We start from the raw sequence: 26566 nt of genomic DNA, 5'->3' as shown, positions 1-26566 counted from the left end.
ACGCGCTACGGGACACGCTCAGCGCACTGCAAAGGAGGCTGGTCGGATACGANCCTGACTCTCTCAGTTCCTCGATCAGGAAAAACGATCGGGATCCGACATCAAGAGAGCCGTAGCCTTTTTTAAGATTTCAGCCTCGGTCTCCAGGCGCTTGATCTTGGCTCGCAGTTGCTGGAGCTCTCGCTNTTCGTCGCTGATCGCTTTGGTACCGGCTACTGGCTGGCCCTTCTGTCGCTCTTTACGTACCTGATCAACCCAGCGGCGCAGGGCTGTAGGGCCGACGTCCATTGAAGCGCAGACGTCGGGAATCGAGCAGTGGTCATCTAGAACCATGCTGGCGGCACGTTGCTTGAACTCGCGGGTGTAGGTCTTTCGTTCTTGCATGAAACCTCCTGATTGGGCGAATCATATCGCCCTTAAGAGGTGTCCGGGATCATTAGGCCAGTTCAGTTCACCCGCGAAGAGGCCAGCAAGGACAGCATCACTTCATGGGCTGCGATTCAATCCCATCCAGCAATGCCTCAACCAACCCTTCCGCCATTTCGAGCGCATTCAGGTTGCTCCAGAACAGGCTCTTGCCGGTTTCATCCAGGTGTTCCAGGGCTTTGTAGCCGCAGTCGTAGGCGCCGCGCAGGTACTGGGCGACATGCACCAAGGCGTCGTGGGCGGAGACGCCCGGGTTTACTGTGAACAAAGGTGGATGGCCGGCATCGCAGCGGCTGAAAGCGCGCTCTTTGGTGTCGGGAAGAGGTGGATTGGGAACAATTTTTTTCATAGCCAAACTCCGATAGAGGTTGGCCGGCACCATCCGTTTCCACGCGAAGGGTGGCGGCTGCACGCGGGGTGGAAAGCCAGGCTATCGGAACCCCGGCAGGCCATTCGGCCTCCCGCGCGCAGCTGCCATGACAACAGCTATTCCGATTTACCTGCCGGGTTTCCACACCCGATCGCTGAACCGACAGCGACCCGGCAAGCCTAGAGAGCAGGCTTTCCCCGGACAATCAGACGGGCTTCGACACGGTGCGTAGGATAATTCGTCAGATGGTATGGCTGAGTAGGAAATGGCTCGCAACGAAGTAGGATGCTGCTGATATTTTTGTGCACTGGGTCCGCTGCGCGGCCCTTCGCGGGCACGCCCGCTCCCACAGGAATAGCGCAAGCCTGGCAAGCGGTGCAGTACCTGTGGGAGCGGGCATGCCCGCGAAGGGCCGCGTAGCGGACCCAGACAATCTCAATCTAAAAATACAAAAGAGGGCCTGAGCCCTCTTCCTGAATCGATGCGCCAACCCTCAATCCGCATCCGAATCAAACAACCGCTCCAACTCCGCCCGGGCCTCCTTGGCTGTCTGCATAACCTTGGCCCGGTCATCCCGCACCTGCCCCTGGGCCACCAGCACCTCTTCGTCATGCTGGGTAAACCGCGCAATCCGGTCCGCCGCCTGCTCTTCGCTCAACCCCAGCCCCACCAATGCCCGGCGGGTCATCTCCAGGCTGGAGTAGAACGTCTCGCGAATCGGCTCGGCACCGACATCCGCCAACTTGTGCACATGCTGGCGGTTACGCGCGCGGGCCAGCACTTTCAGGTGCGGGTACAGGCGCTTCACCCGTTCCGCCGTGTGAATGGCAGCTTCTGGGTCATCGATGGTGATGATGAAATACTCCGCCTCGCCCACCTTGGCAGCATGCAGCACCTCGGGGCGCAGCGGGTCGCCGTAGAACACCGGTACCTGTTCGAACATGCGGGTCATCTCGATGGTGTCCACCGAGGTTTCCAGGGCAATGAACGGAATCTTCTGTGCCCGCAGGATGCGCGCGACGATCTGGCCCATGCGGCCCATGCCGACAATCACCACCCGTGGCGTGTCAGTCTGGATCTGCTTGTAATGCTCCGGCACCTCACGCGCCGGTTGCGGGCGCTTGAGGGCGCGGGCACAGCCAATCATCAGCAGCGGGGTGATGGCCATCGACAGGGTGATGGTCATCAGCAGCAGGTCATAGGTCTGGGTATCGAACAGGCCCTGGTCCTTGCCCAGCTTGAACACCACGAAGGCAAACTCGCCACCGGCAGCCAGCACCATGCCCAGGCGCAGGGCGCTGGCGCTGTTCAGGCCACCGGCCAGGCGCCCGACGCCGATCAGCAACACCAGCTTCACGGCCACCAGCAGCAGGGTCAGGCCCAGCACCACCAGCGGCATTTCCAGCAGCAGGTGCAGGTTGGCGCCCATGCCGACGCTGATGAAGAACAGCCCCAGCAGCAGACCCTTGAACGGTTCGATCTGCGATTCCAGCTCGTGGCGGTATTCCGAATCGGCCAGCAGCAGGCCGGCGAGGAAGGCACCCAGGGCCATGGAAATGCCGGCTTCTTCCATCAGCCAGGCAGTGCCGATCACCACCAGCAGCGCGGTGGCGGTGGACACTTCCGGCAGGCCGGTGCGAGCCACGGTGCGGAACACCGGACGCAGCAGGTAGCGGCCACCGACGATGACCACGGCGATGCTGGCGAACACCTTCAGGCCGTGCTCCAGGCTGTCGCCGTGGCTGGTGTCCGGGCCACTGGCGGCCAGCAGTGGTACCAGGGCGATCAGCGGGATGGCGGCGATGTCCTGGAACAGCAGGATGGCGAACGCCAGTCGGCCGTGCGGGGCGTTCAGCTGCTTGCTCTCGGCCAGGCTCTGCAGGCCAAGGGCGGTGGACGACAGCGCCAGGCCCAGGCCGAGCACGATGGCCGCCGGTAGCGTCTGGCTGAAGCCGAACAGGGCAATGGCGCCGATCAGCGCACCGGTCAGCAGCACCTGGGCGGTGCCGACGCCGAACACGGCCTTGCGCATCAGCCACAGACGCTTGGGCGACAGTTCCAGGCCAATGATGAACAGCAGCAGGACCACGCCCAGCTCAGAAATATGCGCCACGCTTTCGGTGTCGCGGATCAGGCCCAGCGCCTGCGGGCCAATGATCACACCGGCGAGCAGGTAACCGAGCACGGCCCCCAGTTGCAGGCGCTTGGCCAGCGGGACGGCGAGGACAGCGGCAAGCAGGAAGATCACCGCGGTTTGCAGAAGGCTGCCTTCGTGTGGCATTGGCTCGTACTCCATGAGCTGCCGGGGCAGCGTTAGATCAGTTTGGCGGACAATTCTGGGGAATTGGTGGGTGCCAGACAATCTGCTGTGGAGAAGACACATTGTCCTGAACAAGGTGACAGTCGTGCTGGCTTCTTCGCGGGTGAACCCGCTCCCACAGGAACAGCGGTGCCTTCAAGCTTGCGCATCCCCTGTGGGAGCGGGTTCACCCGCGAAGAGGCCGGCACAGGAAATCTACATACTCAGCTGCCACCAAACTGCGCCCGATACTGCGCCGGCGTCATGCCAATCCGCTCGCAGAACACCTTGCGCAAATGCCGGTCACTACCAAACCCGCACTGCGCCGCCACTACCTTCAACGGCAGGTCGCCGCACTCGAGCAGCTTGCGCGCCCGGTCGATCCGCGCATTTTGCAGGTACTGCAGCGGCGTGATCCCTACCTCGCGCAGAAACGTCCGGGCAAAGTTGCGCCCGCTCATGGCCACCAGGTCGGCCATTTTCTGCACGGTGAAGGTTTGCTCGATATGGTCGACGATGTACGCCTGCACCCGGGCAATCGGCGAATCATCCCGCGGTACAGCCGCCAGCAGCGGCCCGTAGGGTGTTTGCCCGCCCTGGCGGTGGCGGGCGACCAGCAGCACCTTGGCCACTTCCAGCGCCAGCGCCTTGCCATGGTCCTCGGCCACTACCGCCAGTGCCAGGTCGATGCCCGCAGTGATGCCGCCCGAGGTAATCAGGCAACGGTCGATCACATAGATCTGCTCGGTCTCGACCTTGGCCTCGGGAAACGCCTGTGCCAGGCGCTCCACGTAGTTCCAGTGGGTGGTGCAGCGATAGCCATTCAGCAGCCCGGCACGGCCCAGCAGGAATACCCCGGTGCAGATGGCGCCGAAGCGTTTGGCCCGGCGCACGGCTTGGGGCAGCCAGCGTTCGATGCCTGGCAGGGCGATGTCATAGGCCCCTGGGCCGCCTGGTACCAGCAATAGGTCGACGGCCTCCGGCAAATCCTCCAGACGCAGGTCGGCGATCACTTTCAGCCCGCATGAGCCGCGCACCGCCGTTTGCCCCTCGGCCAGCGTCAGCAATCGGTATTGCCGCTCGGCAGGCAAGAACCGGTTGGCGATGGCGAACGCATCCATGGGCCCCGTGACATCCAGCAACAACACATCGTTGAACAGCACCATGGCCACGGTGCGGTGGGCGTTCTGCTGCATGCATCTTGGCTCTATAGCTGAATATGTCATGCATCTTAAGGTATCCAGCCGCACACAATTAAGAACAATTCAGGTTTGCCTCAGGACTTTGTCATGTGCCGAGGGCGAGACTTTCTGCATTGAACAGGAGAGTCGCCATGCACCTCGGGACGCCCCAAGCGCCGCTGCAACCGCCCGGCGCGCTGACGCCTGCGCGGTTGCGCCGGGCCAAGGAACTGATGTTGCACAGCCCGTTGTCGATCATCGAGATCGCCAGCGTTTGCAACCTCACCCGCAGCCACTTCTCCCGTGCATTCAAGGTCAACACCGGCCTCTCGCCACAGGCCTGGCGCCTGCTCGCACGCATGGAAAAGGCCAAGCGCCTGCTGGCCACCGAGGCGCCGATTACCCATGTGAGCCTGGAATGCGGCTTTTGCGACCAGGCCCATTTCACCCGTGCCTTCAGCCGCCTGGTCGGCCAGCCGCCCAAGGCCTGGCGCCAGGCCCAGGCCCATCCTTAAGCCGAACCTATCCGCCGGTATAGCCCCTTGTGGACAGTGCCGGCCCGTTTTTCCAACCCAAGGAGTCACCCCGATGAGCCAACCCGATTACAAGCGCCTGAACAAAGACGACGCCGTGGTGCTGCTGGTGGATCACCAGACCGGCCTGATTTCGCTGGTGCAGGACTTCTCGCCCAACGAGTTCAAGAACAACGTGCTGGCCCTGGGCGACCTGGCCAAGTTCTTCGGCCTGCCGACTATTCTCACCACCAGCTTCGAGCAAGGCCCGAACGGCCCGCTGGTGCCCGAGCTGAAAGAGATGTTCCCGGATGCGCCGTACATTGCCCGCCCAGGCCAGATCAACGCCTGGGACAACGAAGATTTCGTCAAGGCGATCAAGGCTACTGGCCGCAAGCAGCTGATCATCGCTGGCGTGGTGACCGATGTGTGCGTAGCGTTCCCGACCCTGTCGGCGCTGGCGGAAGGTTTTGAAGTGTTCGTGGTGACCGATGCTTCGGGCACCTTCAACGAAACCGTGCAGCAGGCGGCCTGGGTGCGCATGACCCAGGCGGGCGCGCAGATGATGAACTGGTTCTCGGTGGCCTGTGAGCTGCACCGCGACTGGCGCAACGACATCGAAGGGCTGGGCAACCTGCTGTCGCAGCGCATTCCCAACTACCGCAACCTGATGAACAGCTATGCGGCCTTGAGCGCCCGTTGATGTAAACCTGTACCGGCCCCTTCGCGGGTAAACCCGCTCCCACAGGAACCGTGCAGTCCTCAGGCTATGCAGTTCCCCTGTGGGAGCGGGTTCACCCGCGAAAGGGCCGGTACAGGCTAAGAATGATTAACAGGCAAAGTGAAGCGAATCCGGCACCCCCCCAGCTCCGACACCAGCGCCTGCAACTGCCCACCATGGGCCTGCACCACCGAGTTGCAGATCGCCAAGCCCATCCCCATGCCGCCGATCTTGGTGGTATGAAACGCCTCGAACACTCGCTCGCGCTCATCCGCTGCAATCCCCGGCCCGTTGTCGTCCACCCAGATTTCCACCCCATCCCCGACCATCGCCGATGCAATCCGCAGCACCCCATCACTGCGATACCCCGTCAGCGCCTCCAGGCCATTGGTAATCAGGTTGAACACCAACTGCTGCAATTGCACCGGGTCGGCCATCACGCCCACCCCCGCCTGCAAGCGCGTCTGCACATCCACCTTGCCCTTGGCGGCATCGGCCGAGGTCAGGCGCACCACTTCGCGGATCAGCTCGTCCAGCTTCACCACCTTGAGCTGCATCGGCGACTGCTTGGCCAGCGAGCGCAGCGCACGCACGATGTTGGCGGCCCGTTCGCTGTCGTTGCGGATGTCTTCCAGGCCGGCAATCGCCTCTTCCAGGTCGGGTTTGGCGCGCTTCAGCCAGCGCAGGCTGGCAGCCGCGTTGGAAGCGATGCCCAGCAGCGGCTGGCTGATCTCGTGGGCGATGGACGCCGACAGTTCGTTCATCACTTGCAGATGCGCCGTGCGCGACAGCTCCGCGCGGGAGCGGCGCAACTCGGCCTCCATCTGCGCACGGGTCTGGTTGTCTTCGGCCAGGCGTGTATAGAACTTGGCGGTCTGCAGCGACACCGCCGCCTGCGAGGCGAGGATTTCCAGCATGGCCAGGCGCTGGCTGCCGAACAGGTTCGGCACCAGGCGGTTTTCCAGGTACACCAGGCCGATCAGCACGCCCTGGATCACCAGCGGCAGGCACAGCACCGAACGGGCGTTGCGCGCTTGCAGCTCCTGGCGGAAAGCCTCCGGGCAATCGCTGAGGGCGTCGTTGAGCACCAGCGGCTTCTTGGTACGCATGGTGGCGTTGATAATTGACAGCGGCGCCTGGGTCATGAACTTCTGGCAGTCGTCCATGCTCACGTGCAACCCGGCGGCGTCGATGTAGGCGAGTGCAGCCATCTGGAATTCGGCACCGCTGACGATCAGCAGTGCACCATGGTCGGCGCCGGAATGCTGGGTCAGCTGGCCCATCAGGGTTTCGATCAGGCCCTCAAGCAGCACTTCCTCGGACAGCGCCCGTGCTGCCTCGATGCCGGCTTCCAGGTCGAGCTTGGCCTGGTGGGTGGCGCGGTGGTTTTCCTGGATCGGCTGGGTGCGCAGGAACGGGTGCAAAGCCTCCAGCTGGTGCACCTTGCCGGTCGCGCCCCAGATATGGAAACAGTCGCGGGCGATGCGCAGGTGCAGGTTGGCGCCGGATATCAGGCCGCTGGGGATACAGACCTCGGCCAGCTGTTCGTGGGCCAGCGCTTGTTCATGGATGAAACCGGCGGCGGTGGCTGCGATCTGTGCCTGGTCGAAGCAGCGGATCGCGGCCAGGCCGTCGCCTTCGAGCTTGGCGATCACGCCTTCGATCAGCAGCAGCTTGTTGCGGAAGGTGGCCGGGTTGAAGCCGGCCCAGCGGCCGAAGCGTTCGCGCAGGGCGTGAAGCTCGCGCAGCTTGTCGGCAAGGCTGCCAACGGCTTCGGGGCTGCCCAGGGCCAGGCCGCGGAACAGGTGATAGTCGGCCAGGTTGATGTGTGCCGGTACCGCCCAGGCGTTGTCGCCGGCCAGTGTCAGGTTGCGCATGGCCTGCGGGATGTTGCCCAGGTAGAAGTCGCACATGCCGGCCAGCAGGTACTGAAAGAACCGTGTGGTGGGCGATTTCGAGGCTGCGGCCATGGCCGGGCAGGGCGTGCCGCTCAATTTGGCGACGAACGCTTGCTGGGCCTGCAGGATCTGCTCGACGTCGCGATAACCGTAGCGGCGCACCGTGGCCAGGCCTTGCGCCAGCTCCTCGATCACGTCCGGCAGGTAGCGGCCCATGAACAGCGAATCGGAAACCAGGTGGTTGCAGGCATAGCAGCTCATCGCCAGGTCCCCGCTCAGGCGCCCGGAGTCGACTGCATCCATTGCGGTACGGCGGGCGAACTCCATGGGCGAAGTCCAGGCGCTGACCTGGTCCAGGGCCAGTAGCGCGCTGGTCAGGTCAGCGTCGAAACCGTGCCGCTCTATCAGCTTGAGCGCAGCCAGGCAGCAAGCATGGCCATCATGGTAGGCGCCGAAGCGCTCGGCAATCATCACCCCGTACCAGGCCATGCCGTAGGTGCTGCCCGGGGCGACGCCGTGCAACAGCGACAGCTCCATGAGCTTGGCCAGGTGCAGGAAGCAGATGTCGTCCTTTACGAAAAATGATGACGACAGGGTGGCCAGCAGGCTGATGGCAACTGTCACTTCCTCCGAATCGGTGCGCTGCAGCGACTCCAGGCAGTGGCGGCCTTTCTGCTCCACCAAGGCCTGTACATTGGCATGACTGGCTTCGACTTGTTGCCAGTCGATACCCCGCACCGGGCTTATACCCAGCAAGTCCAGGCCGGATATGGCGCTGTCGATGGCCGCTTGATAGTCGCCGCGCAAGGTGTACAGCAGTGCCTGCAGGCGGCACACCCGCGCCTGGTCCAACGCCGAGCGTGCGCGCTGGCGGCATTCGCTGATGCGGGCCTCGGCCGCGGTCATTCGCGACAGTTGCATGTCGCACTCGGTGGCCATGCAGGCTATGGCAAAGCCATGCGTGGCGCGGCTTTCCAGCGTTGTGCCGCGGTGCAGCAACTGCTCGGCCGTGTGCAGGTAACCAGCTGCCTGTTCGAGAGCGCCACCGTCGCGTGCACGTGCCGCTGCCTCGTGTAAAAGTTGCAGGAACGCTTCGCAGTCATCTGCTGAAAAGCCGCATGGGCTGGCGCGTTGCAGCTGGTTGGCAAGCTCGAACAGTGCCTCTTGCAGGCGGCCCGGCCCGGCCTGGCGCATGGCCTGGGCAATACGTGCATGCAGCTGGGCACGCTCGCGCGCGGGCGTGAGAGTGTAGGCGGCTTCCATTACCCGCTCGTGGGCGAAGCCCAGGCCGTTTTGGCCCGATTGCAGGAAACCCGCGCCAATCAAGGCTTTCAACGGTTCGCCGGGCACTTGAGAGAGCACCTGCTGAAGCAGGCGTTCATCACAGCGGCTGCCCGCCGCGCTGGCCACCCGCAGCAGGTCGCGCTGCGGCTCTGGCAGGCGCGCCAGGCGGTGGATCATCAGGTCGGCGACATTGTCGGAATAGCGGTGGCGGGCCACGGCCTTCAGGCACCATGACCAGCGCATAGCCTGGGTGTCGAAGGTGAACAGCTGGTCCTCGACCAGGGCCCGGAGAATCTGATTGATGAAGAACGGGTTGCCCGCCGTCTTTTCGTGCACCAGCTCGGCCACCTGCAATGCGTCCTCGGGGCCGACATGGTAGCGCTCGCCGATCAGCTCGGCCACCGCGCCCACGGCCAGGGGCCGCAGGTTCAGCGTGGTGCTGCGCACCGCTGTGGGCAGGGCAAGGGGAGTACTGCTGGCTGGCGCATCATTGCGCCGGGCGAAGATCAGCAACAGGTTCCCGGGCGCGTGAGCCAGCAGTTGCGCCAGCAGTTGCTGGCTGGCGTCGTCGACCCACTGCAGGTCATCGAAAAACAGCACCAGCGGCTGGCCGGGGCGGCCGAACACCTGCAGAAATTCGACGATCGCCCGCAGCTCCTTCTGTAGCGCCAGGCGCGTGGGCTTGGCCGGTAACTCCGGCAAGGGGCCGAGGACTAGCTGCAGGTCTGGCGCCAGCTTGCCGAGCAGCCGGCCGTGGCCTTTGATGCGGCGCAGGATCTCGCGGCGCAGGGTGTCGAGGTCCTGGCTGTTCTTGGCCAGCAACTGGGTGGTCAGCGTGCCGAGAATTTCGACCCAGGGCGCGTAGGGCACGGCCTGGGCAACGCCATTGCATTTGCCGGTGGCCCAGTAACCCTGGGCGTTGGCCTTGAGTGCTGCCTCGACCAGGCTCGACTTGCCCATGCCGGTAGCCCCATTGATGAACAGGGCTTGTGGCTGGCTTTCACGACGCAGGGCCTTGAGCAACAGGGCGATGGCCTTCTGCTCGGCGCAGCGGCCATACAGGCGTGCGCGGTCGGGCGTGACCGGGTCGGCACAGCCGGGTTCGAAGGCCTCCATGGACTTGCTGGCGGCCCACTGCCGCTGGCAATGGGCCAGGTCCACCGCCAGGGCGCGGGCAGTCTGGTAGCGGGCGTCCGGTTCTTTGGCCAAGGCCTTGGCCAGGATCCGGCTGAGAGGTTGCGGCACATTGCGGTCCACTTCGCAGGCTGCTCTTGGCTGCACGCCGGCATGCAACTGGCGCCAGTGCTGGGTATCGCGCCCGGCCAGCGGCAATTCGCCCACCAGTAGCTGGTAGAGGATGGCGCCCAGGGCATAGATGTCGGTGCGTCGGTCGCTACTGCTGCCGTGCGGGCAGACCTGTTCCGGCGCCAGGTACGCCCAGTTGCCGAGCGGGGTACCCTGTTCGCTGAGCCCCGTCGGCTCGGCGCGAAAGCAGCCCAGCCGCACTCGCTGGTTGGCATGCAGACACACATGCTCGGGCCGCAGCGCGCCGTGCAGCACATTGCGTTCGTGGGCCTGGGCCAAGGCAGTGGCCGCATTCACCGCAATATCGAGAAACGGCGCCAGGGCCGCAGGGCCTTCTGCGATAAGGTCGGCGATGGAGCGGCCGGCCGGGTACACCAGGAGCGGGCCTTCGGCCGAACGCACGAACGCAGAGGGGATCACCGCCCACTGCGGGTCAAGTTGCAGGCGGTAGTCACGTTCCAGGCGCTGGCAGGCGGCGGGGGCCTCGCGCGGGGCACGCACGGCGATCCAGGCCTGATGGGTGGCAGGGTCGCGCAGGCGGAAGTAGCTGAGCTCACCTTCCTGGCCCAGCGCGCTGATGTCGCACCGGTTCAGCCAGCCCTCGTCGATGGACTGGTCGTAATCGATGGGCCTGTGGGCAAGGCGTTCATCGAGCATAAGGCACCCCTGCTAGCGACATCCTGACGCGCGAGTATACGCAGCGGACCCAGCACGGATGCGGGCTGCAGACTCCTTGGCAGGAACGGGAACGCTGTTGTCCGTTATCGTCCCCTGGGGGCTGACGGGCTTTTGTATAGTCCTCAGGCCAACCTATCCCTCGGGATAATTGTCTGACGGCCTACGCTGGCCTAGGCTGCCCGGGGCTGGGAAACGCCCATGCCCGCGCGAGGAAGCCATGATCCGAATAGGTAATGCCCAGGTGTCGCTGGAGCGGCGCGAAGCCTTTGTTGATGGCAAGCCGATCCTGTTGGGCGGGCGTGCCTTCGAGGTGCTGGCGACGCTGATCAAGGCCAAGGGCCGGGTGGTCGGCAAGGATGAGCTGTTCAGCCAGGTGTGGGCCGGCACGGTGGTCGAGGACAACAACCTTCAGGTGCAGGTGTCCTTGCTGCGCAAGGCCTTTGGCGACCGTGGCCTGATCCAGACCGTGCCGCGCCGGGGCTACCGTCTGGCGGCCGAGATCAGCCTCGAGATGGCTGGCGAGGCATTGGGCAAATCGCCGCTATGCGACGTGGCCGACGCTGTCGAGCTGTTCGATGAACGCATGAACGTGCCGGTGCTGGTGGTGGATGACGACCCGTCGGTGCGTGCGGCATTGAGCCGTCTGCTGCGCTCGCATGACATTCCGCATCATTTGTTCGCCAGTGCCGAGGCGTTGTTCGAGGCCCGCCTGGAAACCCCCTATGCCTGCCTGTTGCTGGACATGCACCTGCCCGATACCAGCGGCCTGGAGGTTCAAGACGCGCTGCGTCGACTGGCGCTGCCCTGGCCGATCGTGTTCATGACCGGCTTCGGCACCATCCCGATGACCGTCCAGGCCATGCGTGCCGGGGCCGTGGAGTTCCTGACCAAACCGTTCGACGAAGACCAGCTGCTGACACTGCTGCAGGCGCTGCGCAGGCGTGCCGTGGCCGAAGGGCGCAGGTGGCATCATGCGCGGCAGGTCGAGGAAAAGTACCAGCGCCTGACCCAGCGCGAGCGCCAGGTGTTCTCGCTGGTGGTTGGAGGCCTGTCGCACAAGCAGATCGCCAAGCAGATCGGCACCAGCGAGGTGACGACCAAGGTGCACAAGAAGAACATCATGAGCAAGATGCAGTCCCGCTCGCTGCTGGAGCTGGTGGCCATGCACAACGTCATCGGGGCGCAGCCTGAGGGCCTGGGCGGCGCATGAGCAGAGCGGTGTGCATCGTCGACGACGATGCGTCGGTGCGCAAAAGCCTGGCAAACCTGTTGCGTTCGGCAGGTTTCGAGACCTTGTCGTTTGCTGCAGGGGACCTGTTCCTGGCCTCGGCACTGGCGCGGCAGGCGGGGTGTGTGCTGCTCGACCTGAGGATGCCCGGGATGGGCGGGCTGGCGGTGCAGCGCGAACTGGCCCGGCAGGAGTGGCGTTTGCCGGTGATCTGCATGTCGGCGCATTGGGATGAAGGGGCGGTGCGGGCTGCGATGGCGCTTGGTGCGCTGGTCTGCCTGGGCAAGCCATTTTCCGAAGAGGTGCTGCTGAAGGTGGTTGAAGAGGCTTTGGTGGGCAGCCAGTGATGTTTCGCCTGTGCCGGCCCTTTCGCGGGCTTGCCCGCTCCCACATGGATCTCCACAACCCTTGAAACTGTGGTGTCTCTTGTGGGAGCGGCCTTGTGTCGCGATGGGCTGCAAAGCAGCCCCGGCAATCTAACTGCTCCCCGGCCGGTACTGCAGGGCCTCGGCCAGATGCGCTCGGCCAATTGCCTGGCTACCTTCCAGATCCGCCAGCGTCCGCGCCACCTTCAACAACCGATGTGCCGCGCGCAACGATAGGGTCAGTCGCTCACAGGCCCCCTCCAGCCAGGCCTGGTCCGCCGCCGCCAACCCACAATGCCGGCGCAACCCCTCAAGGTCGAGAAACGCATTCGCACATCCTTGCCGCCGTTGCTGTACCTCCCGTGCCTCGGCCACCTTGGCCGCCACATCGGCACTGGTCTCGCCGCAGGGCTGGTTGTTCAGCGTGGTGCTCTCCCGGGCCACGGTCAGGTGCAGGTCGATACGGTCCAGCAATGGCCCGGACAGCTTGTTGCGATACCGCGCGATCTGCTCGGTGCTGCAGCGGCAGCGACCTGTTGGGTCGCCCAGATAGCCGCAAGGGCAGGGGTTCATTGCTGCCACCAGCTGGAAACGTGCCGGGAAGCGCACCTTGTCGCGGGCCCGGGCAATCACGATCTCGCCCGACTCCAGCGGCTCGCGTAACACTTCCAGCACGCGCCGCTCGAATTCCGGCAGTTCATCCAGAAACAGCACGCCATGGTGGGCGAGGGTGATTTCGCCCGGTTGCGGCCGGCTGCTGCCGCCGACCAGTGCCGGGCCGGAGGCGGAGTGGTGCGGATGGCGAAATGGCCGCTGCGGCCAGCTGTTCAGAGGCGTATGGCCGCTGACCGACTGGATCGCTGCCACTTCCAGCGCCTCGTGCTCGTCCAGCGGTGGCAGCAGCCCCGGCAGGCGGCTGGCGAGCAAGGTCTTGCCGGTACCGGGAGGCCCGGTGAACAACAGGTTGTGCGCCCCGGCCGCCGCTAGCAGCAGTGCACGCTTGGCCGCCAGTTGGCCCTGCACCTCGCTCAGGTCCGGGTACGGGCGTTGCTGCAGGATCAGGCCGTTGGCGGCATACGGCGGCAACGGCACCTGGCCGTTCAGGTGGGCGACCAGTTCCAGCAGGTGCCCCACCGCATACACCACCAGCCCGCCTGCCAGGCTGGCCTCCTCGGCATTCTCCCGTGGCACCACCAGCGCCCGGCCTGCTTCGCGTGCTGCCAGTGCCGCGGGCAGCACGCCCTGCACCGGGCGCAATTTGCCAGACAGCGCCAGTTCTCCCAGGCATTCGACCTCGGCAAGGGTGGCTGCGGGCACTTGGCCATCGGCGGCGAGGATGCCCAGAGCAATGGCCAGGTCATAGCGCCCGCCATCCTTGGGCAGGTCGGCGGGGGCGAGGTTCTGGGTGATGCGCCGCTGCGGGTAGTTCAAACCGGAGTTGACGATGGCGCTGCGTACCCGGTCCTTGCTCTCTTTGACCGTGGTTTCCGGCAGGCCGACCAGAGTGAGATGGGGCAAACCGTTGGCCAGGTGGGTTTCGACGCTGACCGCCGGTGCCTGCACGCCCACCTGGGCGCGGCTGTGGACGAGGGCTAGGGACATGGACGCTCCGTTGTCGCTGAAAAGGGCCGCTTCCTGCGGCTTGGCAAGCATAGCGAGCGCAGCCCGGGCCGGAGCAACAAGTGTGCGTCGTGGTTTTTCAGGCTAGGGCGTTACCCTGTATTTTCATGCCCTTGCGCGCTCATTCATCCTGTGGGGCTGGGTTCAGCCGTGCTTCCAGCTCGGCTACCTGTTTTTCCAGGGCTTCGAGGCGTGCGCGGGTGCGCGCCAGCACGACCATCTGGCTGTCGAACTCTTCGCGGCTGACCAGGTCGAGCTTGCTGAAGGCACCTTGCATCAGCACCTTGAACTGGCTTTCCAGTTCGGCGCGGGGCTGGGCGGTATCGCTGCTGAACAGGCGCGAGGCCTGGTCGCTCAGGGCGTCGAGAAGGGCTTTGGGCGCGAGCATGGGGCTGTCCATTGATACTGGGAAATGGCCGGCAGTGTAGCACGGGCGAACCTGGCCCTTAATTGCACATTGGTCCCTTGTGGGAGCGGCCTTGTGTCGCGAAAGGGCTGCGCAGCAGCCCCGGATATCGGTTGTGCAGCATGTATTGCCGGGGCCGCTGCGCGCCCCTTTCGCGACACAAGGCCGCTCCCACAAAAATCATTCGCGCTCGCCATGCAGTTGCACATTTTTCGAGCAGCGCCACAGGTCGGGATGCACCGACATTGTGCATGTTTCACATGCTGGCGACTGGCCAATCCCGACTGTTTCACATAACTCACTGTTTTCCCGCGCTTTGACGGAACTGGCAAGGTTTCTGCAAAGACCACTGCGAGCCATGCACTGATGCAGTTCCTTGTGACCAGGCAGTGCGCACGCGGAGCCGGATGCCGACGACGCGTTACAAAGCCAACCGCTGCGCTTAGACTTGAGACGGGTTTGTTTTCCTGGGGCAAGTCCACCAAATCGGGAGAGAGTTTCATGAAGCTAGTCACAGCCATCATCAAGCCGTTCAAGCTGGACGACGTGCGCGAGTCGCTGTCGGAAATCGGCGTGCAGGGCATCACCGTCACTGAAGTCAAAGGCTTCGGTCGGCAGAAGGGCCACACCGAGCTGTATCGCGGTGCTGAATATGTGGTCGATTTCCTGCCCAAGGTGAAGATCGATGTCGCCATCGATGACAAGGACCTTGATCGGGTAATCGAAGCCATCACCAAGGCAGCCAACACCGGCAAGATCGGTGACGGCAAGATTTTCGTGGTGAATCTGGAGCAGGCGATCCGTATCCGTACCGGCGAAACCGATACCGACGCGATCTAAGCAGCAACAAAGCCTCACCAAACCCAACGCCCCAGGAGAAAACAACATGACTCTGCGTAAGATCGCAGGGCTAGGAGCCCTATTGTCCCTCGTAATGCCCGGGCTTGCCCTGGCAGAGGAAGCTGCCCCAGCGCTGAACTCCGGCGACACCGCCTGGATGCTGACCGCAACGGCGCTGGTGCTGTTCATGACCATTCCGGGCCTGGCCCTGTTCTATGGCGGCATGGTGCGTTCCAAGAACGTGCTGTCGGTGATGATGCAGTGCTTTGCAATCACTGGCCTGATGAGCATTCTCTGGGTCGTCTACGGCTACAGCATGGCCTTCGATACCACCGGTATGGAAAAGGGCGTGCTCAACTTCAATTCCTTCGTCGGCGGCTTCTCCAAGGCTTTCCTCAGCGGCGTCACGCCCTCGAACCTGACCTCGGCTGCCGCGCTGTTCCCTGAAGCGGTATTCATCACCTTCCAGATGACCTTCGCCATCATCACCCCGGCGCTGATCGTGGGTGCCTTTGCCGAACGCATGAAGTTCTCCGCGATGCTGGTGTTCATGGGCATCTGGTTCACCCTGGTCTACGCGCCGATCGCGCACATGGTCTGGAGCGGTGACGGCGCACTGATGTGGGACTGGGGCGTGCTGGACTTCGCTGGCGGCACCGTGGTGCACATCAACGCCGGTATCGCTGGCCTGGTCTGCTGCCTGGTGCTGGGCAAGCGCAAGGGCTACCCGACCACCCCGATGGCCCCCCACAACCTGGGCTACACCCTGATGGGCGCGGCCATGTTGTGGATCGGCTGGTTCGGCTTCAACGCAGGCTCTGCCGCTGCCGCCAACGGCACCGCCGGCATGGCCATGCTGGTGACCCAGATCGCCACCGCCGCTGCGGCCCTGGGCTGGATGTTCGCCGAATGGATCGGCCACGGTAAACCGAGCGCCCTGGGCATCGCTTCGGGTGTAGTCGCCGGCCTAGTCGCCATCACCCCGGCTGCCGGTACCGTAGGCCCCATGGGGGCCCTGGTGATCGGCCTGGTCTCGGGTGTGGTCTGTTACTTCTGCGCCACCAGCCTCAAGCGCAAGCTCGGCTATGACGACTCGCTGGACGCCTTCGGCGTGCACGGCATCGGCGGTATCGTCGGCGCCATCCTCACTGGCGTGTTCGCAGCCCCGGCGCTGGGCGGCTTCGGTGCCGTCACCGACATCGGCATGCAGGTCTGGATCCAGGCCAAGGGCGTGATCTTCACCGTGGTCTACACCGCCATCGTCACCTACGTGATCCTCAAGGTGCTGGATGTGGTGATGGGCCTGCGGGTCAGCGAAGAAGAAGAGTCGGTCGGCCTCGACCTGGCTCAACACAACGAGCGCGGCTACAACCTGTAACTGCGACGCGGTAAAAACTTGCCCGGCTTGCCGGGCATTTTTTTTGCCAGATTTTTAGCATTTCCCGCACGGCAAACGGTTTATTCAACACGTTCGCGACGTAGGCGGAAATCTTACAAAACGCAGAGCATTGATGGTGCTTTGCTTTTTCTGCTGGCGCGCTAGAATGCGCGCCGAAGGGTGTTTGACGAGTAGTCCACACGCTTCGCCAGCCTTTGCTAGGCTTGCCAATAGCGTGTGGCCAGCAGGGGCTAAAGAATTTGTCAGGTCCTGCCAGGAGCAGGGCCTGCTGGGTGCCGCCTCCCATCAGGAGCGCCGACCCTAGGGCAGTGGCCTAACCCACGGCCAGTTGAATTTTCACTGGTGGCTGCCGGTCTACGGCTGCACTGGTCTATAACTAACCTGCTTTTCGCAAGTCATGAGGTAGAACATGAGCGACGACGATCTGGAAAATGATGACCTCGAAGTAGGCGACGAAGACGAGGGTGATGAAGGCCTCGAAGCGGCAGCTGATGACGGCGCCGAAGATGCTGGCGATGACGACAGCAGCCCGGCACCTGCTGCCAAGGGCAAATCCAAGGCCGCAGTCGCGGTAGACGAGATGCCGAGCATGGAAGCCAAGCAGAAGGAGCGTGACGCCCTGGCCAGGGCCATGGAAGAGTTCCTCGCTCGCGGCGGCAAGGTTCAGGAAGTTGAGGCCAACGTGGTCGCCGACCCGCCCAAGAAGCCGGACAACAAGTACGGCAGCCGCCCTATCTGAGTGGCTGATCGAAAAAAAGCCCGCCGTCGCTGCGGGCTTTTTTGTGCCTGCGGGTTTTGGGTTGCCTGTGCCGGCCTCTTCGCGGGCACGCCCGCTCCCACAGAGTCGGCGCAGGACCTGAGAGCGGTGGTGAACCTGTGGGAGCGGGCGTGCCCGCGAATGGGCCGCGAAGCGGCCCCTGTCAGCGCCAGCGCGCGAGGATGTCGGGTAACTGCGACAGGCGCTGGATCTCGGCATCAGGCGCCTGTTCGCCTACCCACGCCTTGCCCTGAGGGTTGAACCATACCGCGCGCAGCCCGGCACGCTGGGCGCCGGCGATGTCATCGCCCGGGTGGTCACCGATGTGCACTGCTGCGCTGGCGTCCACGTCACCGCGGCGCAGGGCTTCGAGGAACGGCGCCGGGTCCGGCTTGCCGATGCCGAGGTCCTCGGCACACAGGGCAAAGCGAAAATAGTCCGCCAGCCCCAGGCGGCTCACGTCGGCATTGCCGTTGGTAACCACGCCCAAGGTGTAGTGGTGGCGCAAGATCTCCAGCACCGGCTGCACCTCCGGGAAAATCTCCACCTGGTGGCGGGCATGCAGGAATACTTCGAAGCCTTCGTTGGCCAGTTCCTGCGCATGCTTTTCGCTGTAGCCGACTTCTTCCAGGGCATGGAACAGCACTCGTCGGCGCAGGGCGCTGATGCGGTGCTTCAGGCCGGGTTCGGCTTGCACCAGGCGCTCGCGAATGGCGAACAGGTGCTCCACCGGCACGCCGCCGAGGATTGGGGCGTTGGCTTCGAGCCAATCGCGCAGCACGACTTCCGCGCTGGCAATTACCGGCGCGGTATCCCACAGGGTGTCGTCGAGGTCGAAGGTGATCAGCTTGATGCTCATGAGTCTGTGCCTTTGCTGCGTTTGGCCCGAGGGTGGGCGCTGTCGTACACCGCGGCCAGGTGCTGGAAGTCCAGGTGGGTGTAGATCTGCGTGGTGCCGATGTCGGCGTGGCCGAGCATCTCCTGCACCGCGCGCAGGTCCTGGGACGATTCCAGCACATGGCTGGCGAAGGAATGGCGAAGCATGTGCGGGTGCAGGTGCTGGCCCAGTTCGCGCTCACCGGCCGCCTTCACCCGTTGCTGAACGGCCCGTGGGCTGATGCGGTTGCCCTGGCGGGTGATGAACACTGCTCGGTCGCGCGGGTTGCCGATGCCGCGCAGGCGGTACCAGGCCTGCAATGCCTCGCGGGCCTTGCGCCCGACCGGCAGCACGCGGGCCTTGCCGCCCTTGCCCAGCACCTGCACCAGGCCGGCGGCAAGGTCGAGGTGATCGAGGTCGAGATTGGTCAGCTCGGACAGGCGCAGGCCCGACGAATAGAACAGTTCGAGGATGGCCTGGTCGCGACGGGCGATGAAGTCATCGTCGACACCGCCATCGAGCAACTGCAGGGCGCGGTCGGTGTCCAGCACCTTGGGCAGCCGGTGTTCGCCCTTGGGCGCGCTCAGGCCGCTGGCCGGGTCGTGCTGGCACAGGCCTTCGCGGTTCAGGTAGCGGTACAGGCCACGTACCGCCGACAGCAGCCGGGCCAGGCTGCGCGAGGACTGACCGTGGTGGTGCTGACGGGCGATCAGCTGGCGTAGCTGCTGGATCTGCAGCGCCTGCCAACCGGCAATGCCATGTTCCTTGCAGTAGGCGACCACCTTGTCCAGGTCGCGGCGGTAGCCCAGCAGGGTGTGCTCGGACACCTGGCGCTCGTTGCGCAGGTGTGCGCAATAAGCCTCCAGCTGGCGTTCCATCAGCGTACCGGGCGCAGGGTCTGGGTAACGCGAGGCACAACGCGGCCAAGCACCTCGGCAATATAGCCAAGGAACAGCGTGCCGACGCTGCTCTTGTAGTGTTGCGGGTCGCGGCTGCCGATCGCCAGCACCCCGTGCAGGCCTTGGTATTCCAAGGCTGCCACGGCGCTGGAGCCCACTTCCCGGCGCTGTTCTTCACCGAACAGGAACGCCAGCTCGTGCTCGCGCAAGTTGCCACTGACCGTCTTGCCGCCGCCCAGCAGGGCACCGATGGCCTGCTGCGCTTCGGCGTTGCTTACCCAGCGCCCGACCGGCGCGACATTTTCGCCGAACAGGATCAGGCTGACGAAGGGCACCTGGAATTCCTGGCGCAGACTGTCTTCGACCGCCATTACCACTTCTTCCAGGCTACCGGCATCGAGCAGGTCCAGGATCAGCCGGCGAGTCTTGTCGAACAGCCGGTCGTTGTCGCGGGCCACGTCCATCAGTTGCGACAGTCGGTGGCGCATCTCGATGTTACGGTCGCGCAGCAACTTGAGCTGGCGCTCGACCAGCGACACGCTGTCGCCACGCTGGTGAGGGATACGCTGTTCGATCAGCAACTCGTCGTGCTCGGCGAAGAAGGTGGGGTGGGCGCGCAGATAGGCGACCACCGCTTCGGCATCGAGCTCGGCGGACTGCTGGGGTACAACCTGGGGCTGATCGGTCATGGCGGTTACTCGCTTAGAGACGAACCTGTCCTTCGTAGACGCGTACGGCTGGGCCGGTCATCAGCACGGGCTTGCCGGGGCCGGCCCATTCGATGTGCAGGCGGCCACCGGGCAGGTCGAGGGACACCGGGGAGTCCATCCAGCCCTGGCTGATCGCCGCTACGGCGGCGGCGCAGGCGCCGGTGCCGCAGGCCTGGGTTTCGCCAGCACCACGTTCCCACACGCGCAGGTTGGCGCGGTGGCGGTCGATTACCTGCAGGAAGCCGGCATTCACCCGCTGCGGGAAGCGTGGGTGGTTTTCGATCTTCGGGCCCAGCTGGTGTACAGGGGCGGTGCGCACGTCATCGACACGCAGCACGGCATGCGGGTTACCCATGGACAGGGCGGCAATAGAATGCACCTGGCCGTCGACTTCCAGTGGGTAGTTCAGCGCCTGCTCGTCGGCGACGAAAGGGATTTCGGCAGGGATGAAGCGCGGTGGGCCCATGTCGACACTGATCTGGCCGTCGTTCTGCACATCCAGTTCGATGATGCCGCCCTTGGTTTCCACGCGGATGCGCTTTTTCGCGGTCAGGCGCTTGTCCAGCACGAATCGGGCGAAGCAGCGCGCACCGTTGCCGCACTGCTCGACCTCGGAGCCGTCGGCATTGAAGATGCGGTAGCGGAAGTCCACTTCCGGGTTGTTCGGTGCCTCGACGATCAGCAACTGGTCGAAGCCGATACCGGTGTGGCGGTCACCCCATTGCTTGGCGTGCTTGGGCTGGATGTGCGCGTGCTGGCTGACCAGGTCGAGGACCATGAAGTCGTTGCCCAGCCCATGCATCTTGGTAAAACGCAGCAGCATGGGCTTACTCCGGCAGCAGGCTTTCGCCAGCGTACAATTCGGCGATGGTCTCGCGGCGGCGTACTTCGAAGGCCTGGTCGCCGTCGACCAGGATTTCAGCGCAACGGCCACGGGTGTTGTAGTTGGAGCTCATGACAAAACCATAGGCGCCCGCGGACTGTACAGCCAGCAGGTCACCTTCGGCCAGGTTCAGGACGCGGTCCTTGGCGAGGAAGTCGCCAGTCTCGCAGATCGGGCCGACCAGGTCATAGGCACGGCCTTCGCCCGTGCGTGGCTTGACTGCGCTGACGCCCATCCAGGCCTGGTACAGGGCCGGGCGGATCAGGTCGTTCATCGCCGCATCGATGATGGCGAAGTCCTTGTGCTCGGTGTGCTTGAGGTATTCCACGCGGGTGAGCAGGACGCCGGCGTTGGCCACGATGTAGCGGCCCGGCTCGAACACCAGGGCCAGGTCGCGGTCGCCGACGCGCTCGCGGATTGCCTTGATGTAGTCGGCCACCAGCGGCGGCTCCTCATCGCGGTAACGCACGCCGACACCGCCACCCAGGTCCAGGTGGCGCAGGTGGATGCCGCACTCGGCCAGGCGGTCGACCAGCACCAGCAGGCGGTCGAGGGCATCGAGGAAAGGCTCCACAGTGGTCAGTTGCGAACCGATGTGGCAGTCGACACCGACCACTTCCAGGTTCGGCAGCTGCGCGGCGCGCACGTAGATAGCCTCGGCATCGGCGATGGCGATGCCGAACTTGTTCTCTTTCAGGCCGGTGGAGATGTACGGATGGGTGCCGGCGTCGACATCCGGGTTGACCCGCAGCGAGACCGGGGCAACCTTGCCCATCTCGGCGGCCACCACTTGCAGGCGCTCCAGTTCGTCGGTGGATTCGACGTTGAAGCAGTGCACGCCGACCTCCAGGGCACGGCGCATGTCGTCGCGGGTCTTGCCGACGCCGGAGAACACCACGCGGTCGGCACGGCCGCCAGCGGCCAGCACACGCTCCAGCTCACCGCCGGAAACGATGTCGAAGCCTGCGCCCAGGCGCGCCAGCACGTTCAGCACGCCGAGGTTGGAGTTGGCCTTTACCGCGAAGCACACCAGGTGCTCGGTGCCTTGCAGGGCGTCGGCGTAGCTGCGGTACTGGGCCTCGATGTGGGCGCGCGAATACACGTAGGTCGGAGTGCCATAGCGTTCGGCGATGGCCGACAGGCCCACGCCTTCCGCGAACAGCTCGCCGTCGCGGTAGTTGAAAGCGTTCATCTGGTTTCCTTACTGCGCTGGCGACTGCTCGGGCTCGGGCTGCAGCTCGGGCTGCTGCTCCTCTACCGGGGCCGGCTTGGCTTTTGGCTGGTGCTGGTGCGACTTGTGCGCTTTGCCGTTATCGCCGTCTTCAGGCAGATACAGCGGGCCTTTCTGGCCGCAGGCCGAAACGAGGCAGGCAACAGCGACCAGCGCCGCGAAGGAGGAAATCAGGCGCTTCATGGGTGAAATCCTTAGAAAAATGCAGTATTGCGCCCGAGTATACCGAGCGACCGGCGGCTTGCCTATGCAAGGGCCGGCCCGCCGGGCGGGCTATTCTTACCGCCTGCAAGGCCCTTTCGTGGTACCTGTGGGAGCGGGCGTGCCCGCGAACACGGGCGGAGCCCGTGCCAACTATCGCGGAGCCTGCTTCGCGGGCACGCCCGCTCCCACAGGTACTGCACTGACTTCGAGTTCATGCCAGTGAACGTAGCGGCTAAAACTTTGCATTCGGTGGCAAGCGCCCGTATCTTGCCGGGCTTGCCTGTAACGCAGCCAATTTCGAGGTTCCTGCAATGAGTTTGAGTGAAGCGCGTTTCCATGATCTGGTCGACGCTACCCAACAGGCCCTGGAGGACCTGTTCGATGAGAGCGGCCTGGACCTGGACATGGAGAACTCCGCTGGCGTCCTGACCGTCAAGTTCGACAACGGCAGCACGCTGATCTTCAGCCGCCAGGAGCCGCTGCGCCAGCTGTGGCTGGCCGACCGTTCCGGCGGTTTCCACTTCGACTACGACGAAGACAGCGGCAAGTGGGTATGCGAGAAGAGCGAAGAGCTGCTGGGCGAAATGCTCGAGCGCATCGTCTGGGAGCGGGCCGGCGAGAAGCTGGACTTCGACGAGATCTGAACATGAGCAGCCCCCAGGCCCGGCCACCCAAGCCGCTCTACAGCAACGTCAGCCCCGCTGTGCCGTCGCCGTGCATCAGCGTTTGTCGCCTGGACGAACAGCGGGTCTGCACGGGCTGCCACCGGCATGTGGAGCACATCCGGGAATGGCGTTCGGCCGATGACGAACGGCGCCGGCAGATTTGCCGCGAAGCCCAGGCCCTGCGCGAGCAGGCTAAGGCACACTGATCGCAGGGGCTTGAGTATTTACCCGGCTGTGGTAACGTCGGGTTCTGCGTCGTTTACGCCAAAGCCTTCACAAACCCCGCCCTTGGGCGGGGTTTTGCTTTATCTGCACGATGAAAACCGCCCGTTCAAGGAGTCTGACTGGATCATGAGCACCAAGCCTTCCCTCATCCTCACCCGATTGGACGTACAGCGTCTGGAGCGTCTGATCGACAGCCTCGACGAGAGTACGCCGGGTGTGCTCGCCCTGCAGGACGAGTTGGACCGCGCCGAGCAGGTGGTCGGTCACGAGGAAGTTCCGGCAGGCGTAGTGACCATGAACTCTCGCGTGCACTGCCGCGAGGAGGCCAGCGGCAAGGACTACCACCTGACCCTGGTTTACCCGAAGGATGCCGGGCCGGAAGGCAAGGTCTCGATCCTGGCGCCGATCGGTTGTGCCTTGCTCGGGTTGTCGGTGGGCGAGCAGATCGACTGGCCGGCACCGGGGGGCAAGACTCTCAAGCTGAAGCTGCTGGAGGTGGAATACCAGCCGGAAGCGGCGGGCGATTTCGACCTGTAGATTCACGAAGGCATTCACAGGTCCATGACGGACCCTGTGGGAGCGGGTTCACCCGCGACGCAGGCGACGCGGTGTATGGCACCGGCTTTGCCGGTGTTCGCGGGTGAACCCGCTCCCACAGGTACTGCATTGGGTCATTCGCCCAGGACCTGCTCCAACCCCTCGTTCAAAGCCTGCTCCAGCTCCCGCTTGTAGCGCAGGTACAGCTGCGTCGACCCCAGCTGGTCATCCAGCAACTCGGACAAGTCCAAGTCAGTGATGTAGCAGCGGTACTGCCCTGCACCCCGTCGCTGCCCGATGATCTGCCGGGCCACCACCGCATACAGCTGCTCACCATGCTCCAGTTCGGAAAACTCCTGCTGGTCGCAATACAGCGTCACGTGCGCCGTACCCGCCACCCCGCCCTGGATGATTGCCTGCACCTCGTAGTAAGGCTGGTCGCTACCCTCGAACGGGGCCTGGCGCGGCTCGATGCTGCGCGCCTTGCCTGGCCCGGAAGGCAAAAGTTGCGCGTAGTGGATGTCCAGTGAGGCCGCGCGCTGAGTGTCCAACGGCAGACGGGCATCCCGGCGCATCACCACAGAGCGCAGGAAGCGCTGCAGCGGCAACAGCAGGTGGGCTTCGTCGTGCAGCGGCAGGCGTTGCTGCCACAGGGCGTTATATTCATCCAGCACGTACAGCTCGGCCCAGCCACCCTGCAGGCGGTAGAACACCTGGATGCAGGCTGGCCGACCCTGCTCCAGCACCAGGTGCAGGTCGTGATCCTGCAGGGCGTTGGCGTCCAGGTACAACGGGCTGTAGGCACTACGCTCTTGGCCCAGGTGGTCCAGCAGCGCCTCATGTTCAGCCAAGGTGGTAAGGCCGACATGTCCGGCCAGCAGCTCCAGCACATGGGTGTGCTGGGCCACCTGCAGCAGGTAGCGGTGGTTCAGGCCCTGGTCCAGCAGCAGCTGCACGGTGTCGAAGATTTCCTCCACGCGCTGGCCAATGGCCTGCGCGCGGCTGTGGCAGAAGCAGCGCACCCGCACCCTCGGGCGGTGGCCGCGCAGCACGGGGCTGTTGAGGAAGTCGCGCAGGCAGCGCACCAGCGCATGCTCGCCGTCATAGCGCTGGACCAATACCTCGTTCCAGCTGTTGAGGGTGACCTGGTCCAGGGTCAGGACCAGGTTTTCGCGCACGCCTGCATAGCTCAGCGAGTCGGTGCGCTCGGTGGTCATCAGGATGTTCAGGTCGCGGTGGTGGCGCAGTGGGTCGATGGCGACGTTGACCAGCAGCAGCACCTCGTCGGCCACGCTGGGCTGCAGCAGGCGTACTTCGCTGACGGTCGGCAAGGGCAGGGGGATGCTCTGCTGCAGGCAGCCGACCAGGTTGAAGAGTTCGAATTCGCTCAGGTCGCTGACACCTGGGTGCAGCGCCAGGCGCGTGCTGCTGTCGATCACTCCGTTGCGATGGGCCCAGGTCAGCAGTTCGAGCAGCTCGCGGCAGCGTTTTAGCGGGCTGAAGTGGTCCACCTCATGGGGGCTCAGATTGCCGGTGTACAGCTCCCAGTGGTAGCTGCCAGGCTCCTTGCGGTTAGGCGCCTGGACCAGCGTCAGGGTGCCTTCGGCCAGGTCCGGGGCGATACCGGGGTTGATCACTTCGACCTTGCCGGCGCGGCGCTCGAAGGCTGCGTAAAGGCGCCGGCCCAGCACGTTGAGATCGCGCTGGTCGGCGCGGCTGCTGGCGTTCTGGGTGCGGGCGAACTGGCTGAGGAAGCGGTAGCTGTGGTTCAGTTCGGCCACCAGTTCACGGCGCTCGACGGCAACCTGCTGTACTTTCCATTGGTTGCGACTGTCCAGCAGGGCCAGCTGGCGCTGGTCCCAGCCCCACTCGTCGGCCAGGCGCTGTAACAGCCGGCGTTGCCAGCCATTGGCCCGGGCCGGGTCGCTGAGCTTCTTATTCACCTTCAGGTACAGGCTGCGCCGCACCAGCTCCAGGCGCGCGTGTTCGCCGCGCTGCAACAGGTAGCGCTCGATGCGCCGGTACACCATCACGTAAGGGTCCAGCTCGTCGAGGTCGAGCTGGTTGGCGAACACTGCCTGCTTGTAGTCCAGGCTCAGGCAGCGTACGGCGGGGTGCTCGCTGGCATAGGCCTCGGTCAGCAGCAGCTTGAGCAGTGACTTGTAGGGCGAGTCGATGCCTTTGAACAGCTGCCACAAGCCGGCGCCGACGAATTCGCCGGGCGGTATGTGCGCCAGGTTGCCGAGGTCGAGGGCGTCCTGGCTGCGGATAAAGCGCTTGGACAGCAGGGTCTGGGTGTAGGCGTGGTAATCGTGTTCCTGGTAGACCGGCACCAGCCACCACAGTGGCGTACGACCAGCCAGCCAGATAGTGGTGCGGTAGAACTCGTCCAGCAGCAGGTAGTGCTGGGTGGTGCCGCAATCGTCGGAACCGAGTTGCCCGTCGCGTTGGCCCTGGGCGAAACCTTGCGTGTCGATCAGGAAGAAGTGCGCCTCGGCACCCAGGCTTGCCGCCCATGCTTCCAGCAGCTGGCATTTGCGGCGCAGTTCGCCCAGCTGCTCGTTGGCCAGGCCGGGCGCGTGGCATACCCACAGGTCCATGTCGCTGTGCTCGGCCTGGGCCAGCGAGCCCAGGCTGCCCATCAGGAACAGGCCGTGGATCGGCCGCGGCGGATTGCCATGGCGGGCCTTGTAGATGAACGAGCGGGCAAGGCGCTGGGCCTCGACTACCAGGTCGGCGCTGGGCTCGTAGCCCGATACGCCGGCGGGAGTGCTGCCGGAGACATAGCCCGGCAGCAACGGGTGGTTTACATGAAACAGCAGTGGCAGCAGCGTCAGCACCTGTTGCTGGCGCGTCGACAGGCCCTCCAGTGCCCGCTGCAGCCGGCCCTGGTTGAGCCGCAGAAAGCGTGCACGCAATGTCGCCAGGACCTTGCGGTCGATGCCTTCGTCCAGGTCAGGGCGGATTTCGTGGGGGTGGTTCATTGCGCACTCGGGGCAGGCCAGCGGAGCTGTGGCGAGTGTAGCCTGAGTGGCGAGGTCGGATA

At 64.4% G+C, this 26566-nt stretch carries 24 protein-coding genes; 10 read left to right on the top strand and 14 right to left on the bottom strand.

Annotated elements, in window-relative coordinates; translation table 11 throughout:
- Positions 1-75: 75 nt before the first annotated feature.
- The 4 genes from JV551A3_RS30490 to JV551A3_RS30475 all read right to left on the bottom strand — a co-directional run bounded on the left by JV551A3_RS30490 (position 76) and on the right by JV551A3_RS30475 (position 4291).
- Positions 76-384, bottom strand: coding sequence for a transposase (locus JV551A3_RS30490; protein ID WP_133979385.1), 309 nt, complete (start codon positions 382-384; stop codon positions 76-78).
- Between the two features lie 97 nt (positions 385-481).
- Positions 482-775 (bottom strand): hypothetical protein, encoded by a 294-nt coding sequence (locus JV551A3_RS30485; RefSeq protein WP_133979383.1) that lies wholly within the window; start codon positions 773-775, stop codon positions 482-484.
- 514 nt (positions 776-1289) lie between these two features.
- The gene (locus JV551A3_RS30480) at positions 1290-3077 is read right to left on the bottom strand and encodes a monovalent cation:proton antiporter-2 (CPA2) family protein (protein ID WP_133976280.1); all 1788 of its coding nucleotides are present in this window, start codon (positions 3075-3077) and stop codon (positions 1290-1292) included.
- Positions 3078-3319: 242 nt separating this feature from the next.
- Complete coding sequence (locus JV551A3_RS30475; RefSeq protein WP_133976278.1) at positions 3320-4291, bottom strand: GlxA family transcriptional regulator; 972 nt, start codon at positions 4289-4291, stop codon at positions 3320-3322.
- A 137-nt stretch (positions 4292-4428) separates the two neighbouring features.
- Between JV551A3_RS30475 and JV551A3_RS30470 the strand changes: the two genes are divergently transcribed.
- Positions 4429-4791 carry a helix-turn-helix domain-containing protein gene (locus JV551A3_RS30470; protein WP_133976276.1) on the top strand — a complete coding sequence of 121 codons (363 nt, stop codon included), beginning with the start codon at positions 4429-4431 and terminating at the stop codon, positions 4789-4791.
- Positions 4792-4864: 73 nt separating this feature from the next.
- Complete coding sequence (ycaC, locus tag JV551A3_RS30465) at positions 4865-5491, top strand: isochorismate family cysteine hydrolase YcaC (protein WP_004375560.1); 627 nt, start codon at positions 4865-4867, stop codon at positions 5489-5491.
- Between the two features lie 116 nt (positions 5492-5607).
- Here the strand turns inward: ycaC and JV551A3_RS30460 are convergent, their stop codons facing one another.
- A complete protein-coding gene (locus JV551A3_RS30460; RefSeq protein ID WP_133976274.1) occupies positions 5608-10653 on the bottom strand; it encodes a trifunctional serine/threonine-protein kinase/ATP-binding protein/sensor histidine kinase in 5046 nt (1681 codons plus the stop codon).
- A 238-nt stretch (positions 10654-10891) separates the two neighbouring features.
- On the opposite strand from JV551A3_RS30460, the gene JV551A3_RS30455 reads away from it, so the two are divergent.
- Positions 10892-11884 (top strand): response regulator, encoded by a 993-nt coding sequence (locus JV551A3_RS30455; RefSeq protein ID WP_133976272.1) that lies wholly within the window; start codon positions 10892-10894, stop codon positions 11882-11884.
- Positions 11881-12249: a response regulator transcription factor gene (locus JV551A3_RS30450; RefSeq protein WP_177421392.1), complete on the top strand. Its 369-nt coding sequence runs from the start codon at positions 11881-11883 to the stop codon at positions 12247-12249. Before JV551A3_RS30455 ends, JV551A3_RS30450 begins: the two co-directional genes overlap by 4 nt.
- Positions 12250-12378: 129 nt before the next feature.
- Here the strand turns inward: JV551A3_RS30450 and JV551A3_RS30445 are convergent, their stop codons facing one another.
- Both JV551A3_RS30445 and JV551A3_RS30440 read right to left on the bottom strand, forming a co-directional pair.
- Positions 12379-13869, bottom strand: a complete 1491-nt coding sequence (locus JV551A3_RS30445; protein WP_133979381.1) for a YifB family Mg chelatase-like AAA ATPase — start codon at positions 13867-13869, stop codon at positions 12379-12381.
- Between the two features lie 139 nt (positions 13870-14008).
- Positions 14009-14275 (bottom strand): accessory factor UbiK family protein, encoded by a 267-nt coding sequence (locus JV551A3_RS30440; protein WP_025341076.1) that lies wholly within the window; start codon positions 14273-14275, stop codon positions 14009-14011.
- Positions 14276-14794: 519 nt separating this feature from the next.
- Here JV551A3_RS30440 and glnK point away from each other — a divergent pair.
- The 3 genes from glnK (at position 14795) to sutA (ending at position 17271) form a co-directional block, all read left to right on the top strand.
- Positions 14795-15133: a P-II family nitrogen regulator gene (glnK, locus tag JV551A3_RS30430; protein ID WP_002555808.1), complete on the top strand. Its 339-nt coding sequence runs from the start codon at positions 14795-14797 to the stop codon at positions 15131-15133.
- Between the two features lie 46 nt (positions 15134-15179).
- A complete protein-coding gene (locus tag JV551A3_RS30425; protein ID WP_133976266.1) occupies positions 15180-16511 on the top strand; it encodes an ammonium transporter in 1332 nt (443 codons plus the stop codon).
- Between the two features lie 430 nt (positions 16512-16941).
- The gene (sutA, locus tag JV551A3_RS30420) at positions 16942-17271 is read left to right on the top strand and encodes a transcriptional regulator SutA (RefSeq protein WP_133976264.1); all 330 of its coding nucleotides are present in this window, start codon (positions 16942-16944) and stop codon (positions 17269-17271) included.
- Between the two features lie 181 nt (positions 17272-17452).
- Here sutA and JV551A3_RS30415 read toward each other — a convergent pair whose 3' ends face one another.
- From JV551A3_RS30415 to lptM, 6 genes are read right to left on the bottom strand one after another with little or no spacing between them, the layout of a single operon-like run.
- A complete protein-coding gene (locus tag JV551A3_RS30415) occupies positions 17453-18148 on the bottom strand; it encodes an HAD family hydrolase (RefSeq protein WP_112249873.1) in 696 nt (231 codons plus the stop codon).
- Positions 18145-19044 carry a tyrosine recombinase XerC gene (gene xerC, locus JV551A3_RS30410; RefSeq protein ID WP_112249871.1) on the bottom strand — a complete coding sequence of 300 codons (900 nt, stop codon included), beginning with the start codon at positions 19042-19044 and terminating at the stop codon, positions 18145-18147. The genes JV551A3_RS30415 and xerC overlap by 4 nt, the downstream gene beginning before the upstream one ends.
- A complete protein-coding gene (locus JV551A3_RS30405) occupies positions 19044-19754 on the bottom strand; it encodes a DUF484 family protein (RefSeq protein WP_015272252.1) in 711 nt (236 codons plus the stop codon). The genes xerC and JV551A3_RS30405 overlap by 1 nt, the downstream gene beginning before the upstream one ends.
- A 13-nt stretch (positions 19755-19767) precedes the next feature.
- On the bottom strand, positions 19768-20598 hold the full coding sequence (gene dapF, locus JV551A3_RS30400) for a diaminopimelate epimerase (RefSeq protein WP_112249870.1): 831 nt from the start codon (positions 20596-20598) through the stop codon (positions 19768-19770).
- A gap of 4 nt (positions 20599-20602) precedes the next feature.
- The gene (gene lysA / locus JV551A3_RS30395) at positions 20603-21850 is read right to left on the bottom strand and encodes a diaminopimelate decarboxylase (protein ID WP_133976262.1); all 1248 of its coding nucleotides are present in this window, start codon (positions 21848-21850) and stop codon (positions 20603-20605) included.
- Positions 21851-21859: 9 nt separating this feature from the next.
- On the bottom strand, positions 21860-22072 hold the full coding sequence (gene lptM, locus JV551A3_RS30390) for an LPS translocon maturation chaperone LptM (RefSeq protein ID WP_133976260.1): 213 nt from the start codon (positions 22070-22072) through the stop codon (positions 21860-21862).
- A 332-nt stretch (positions 22073-22404) separates the two neighbouring features.
- Here lptM and cyaY point away from each other — a divergent pair, with 332 nt between their 5' ends.
- The 3 genes from cyaY (at position 22405) to rnk (ending at position 23520) form a co-directional block, all read left to right on the top strand.
- A complete protein-coding gene (gene cyaY, locus JV551A3_RS30380; RefSeq protein WP_051096329.1) occupies positions 22405-22737 on the top strand; it encodes an iron donor protein CyaY in 333 nt (110 codons plus the stop codon).
- 2 nt (positions 22738-22739) lie between these two features.
- Positions 22740-22964 (top strand): DUF1289 domain-containing protein, encoded by a 225-nt coding sequence (locus tag JV551A3_RS30375; protein ID WP_133976257.1) that lies wholly within the window; start codon positions 22740-22742, stop codon positions 22962-22964.
- Between the two features lie 145 nt (positions 22965-23109).
- Positions 23110-23520, top strand: coding sequence for a nucleoside diphosphate kinase regulator (gene rnk / locus JV551A3_RS30370; RefSeq protein ID WP_016712630.1), 411 nt, complete (start codon positions 23110-23112; stop codon positions 23518-23520).
- Between the two features lie 134 nt (positions 23521-23654).
- Here the strand turns inward: rnk and JV551A3_RS30365 are convergent, their stop codons facing one another.
- Positions 23655-26504 (bottom strand): class I adenylate cyclase, encoded by a 2850-nt coding sequence (locus JV551A3_RS30365; RefSeq protein WP_133976255.1) that lies wholly within the window; start codon positions 26502-26504, stop codon positions 23655-23657.
- Positions 26505-26566: the final 62 nt, after the last annotated feature.

It is taken from the genome of Pseudomonas inefficax, assembly GCF_900277125.1.
In the GTDB taxonomy this organism is placed as follows: domain Bacteria; phylum Pseudomonadota; class Gammaproteobacteria; order Pseudomonadales; family Pseudomonadaceae; genus Aquipseudomonas; species Aquipseudomonas inefficax.
Note: the sequence above shows the minus strand (reverse complement) of the source record. Positions and strands in the feature narration are given on the sequence as shown.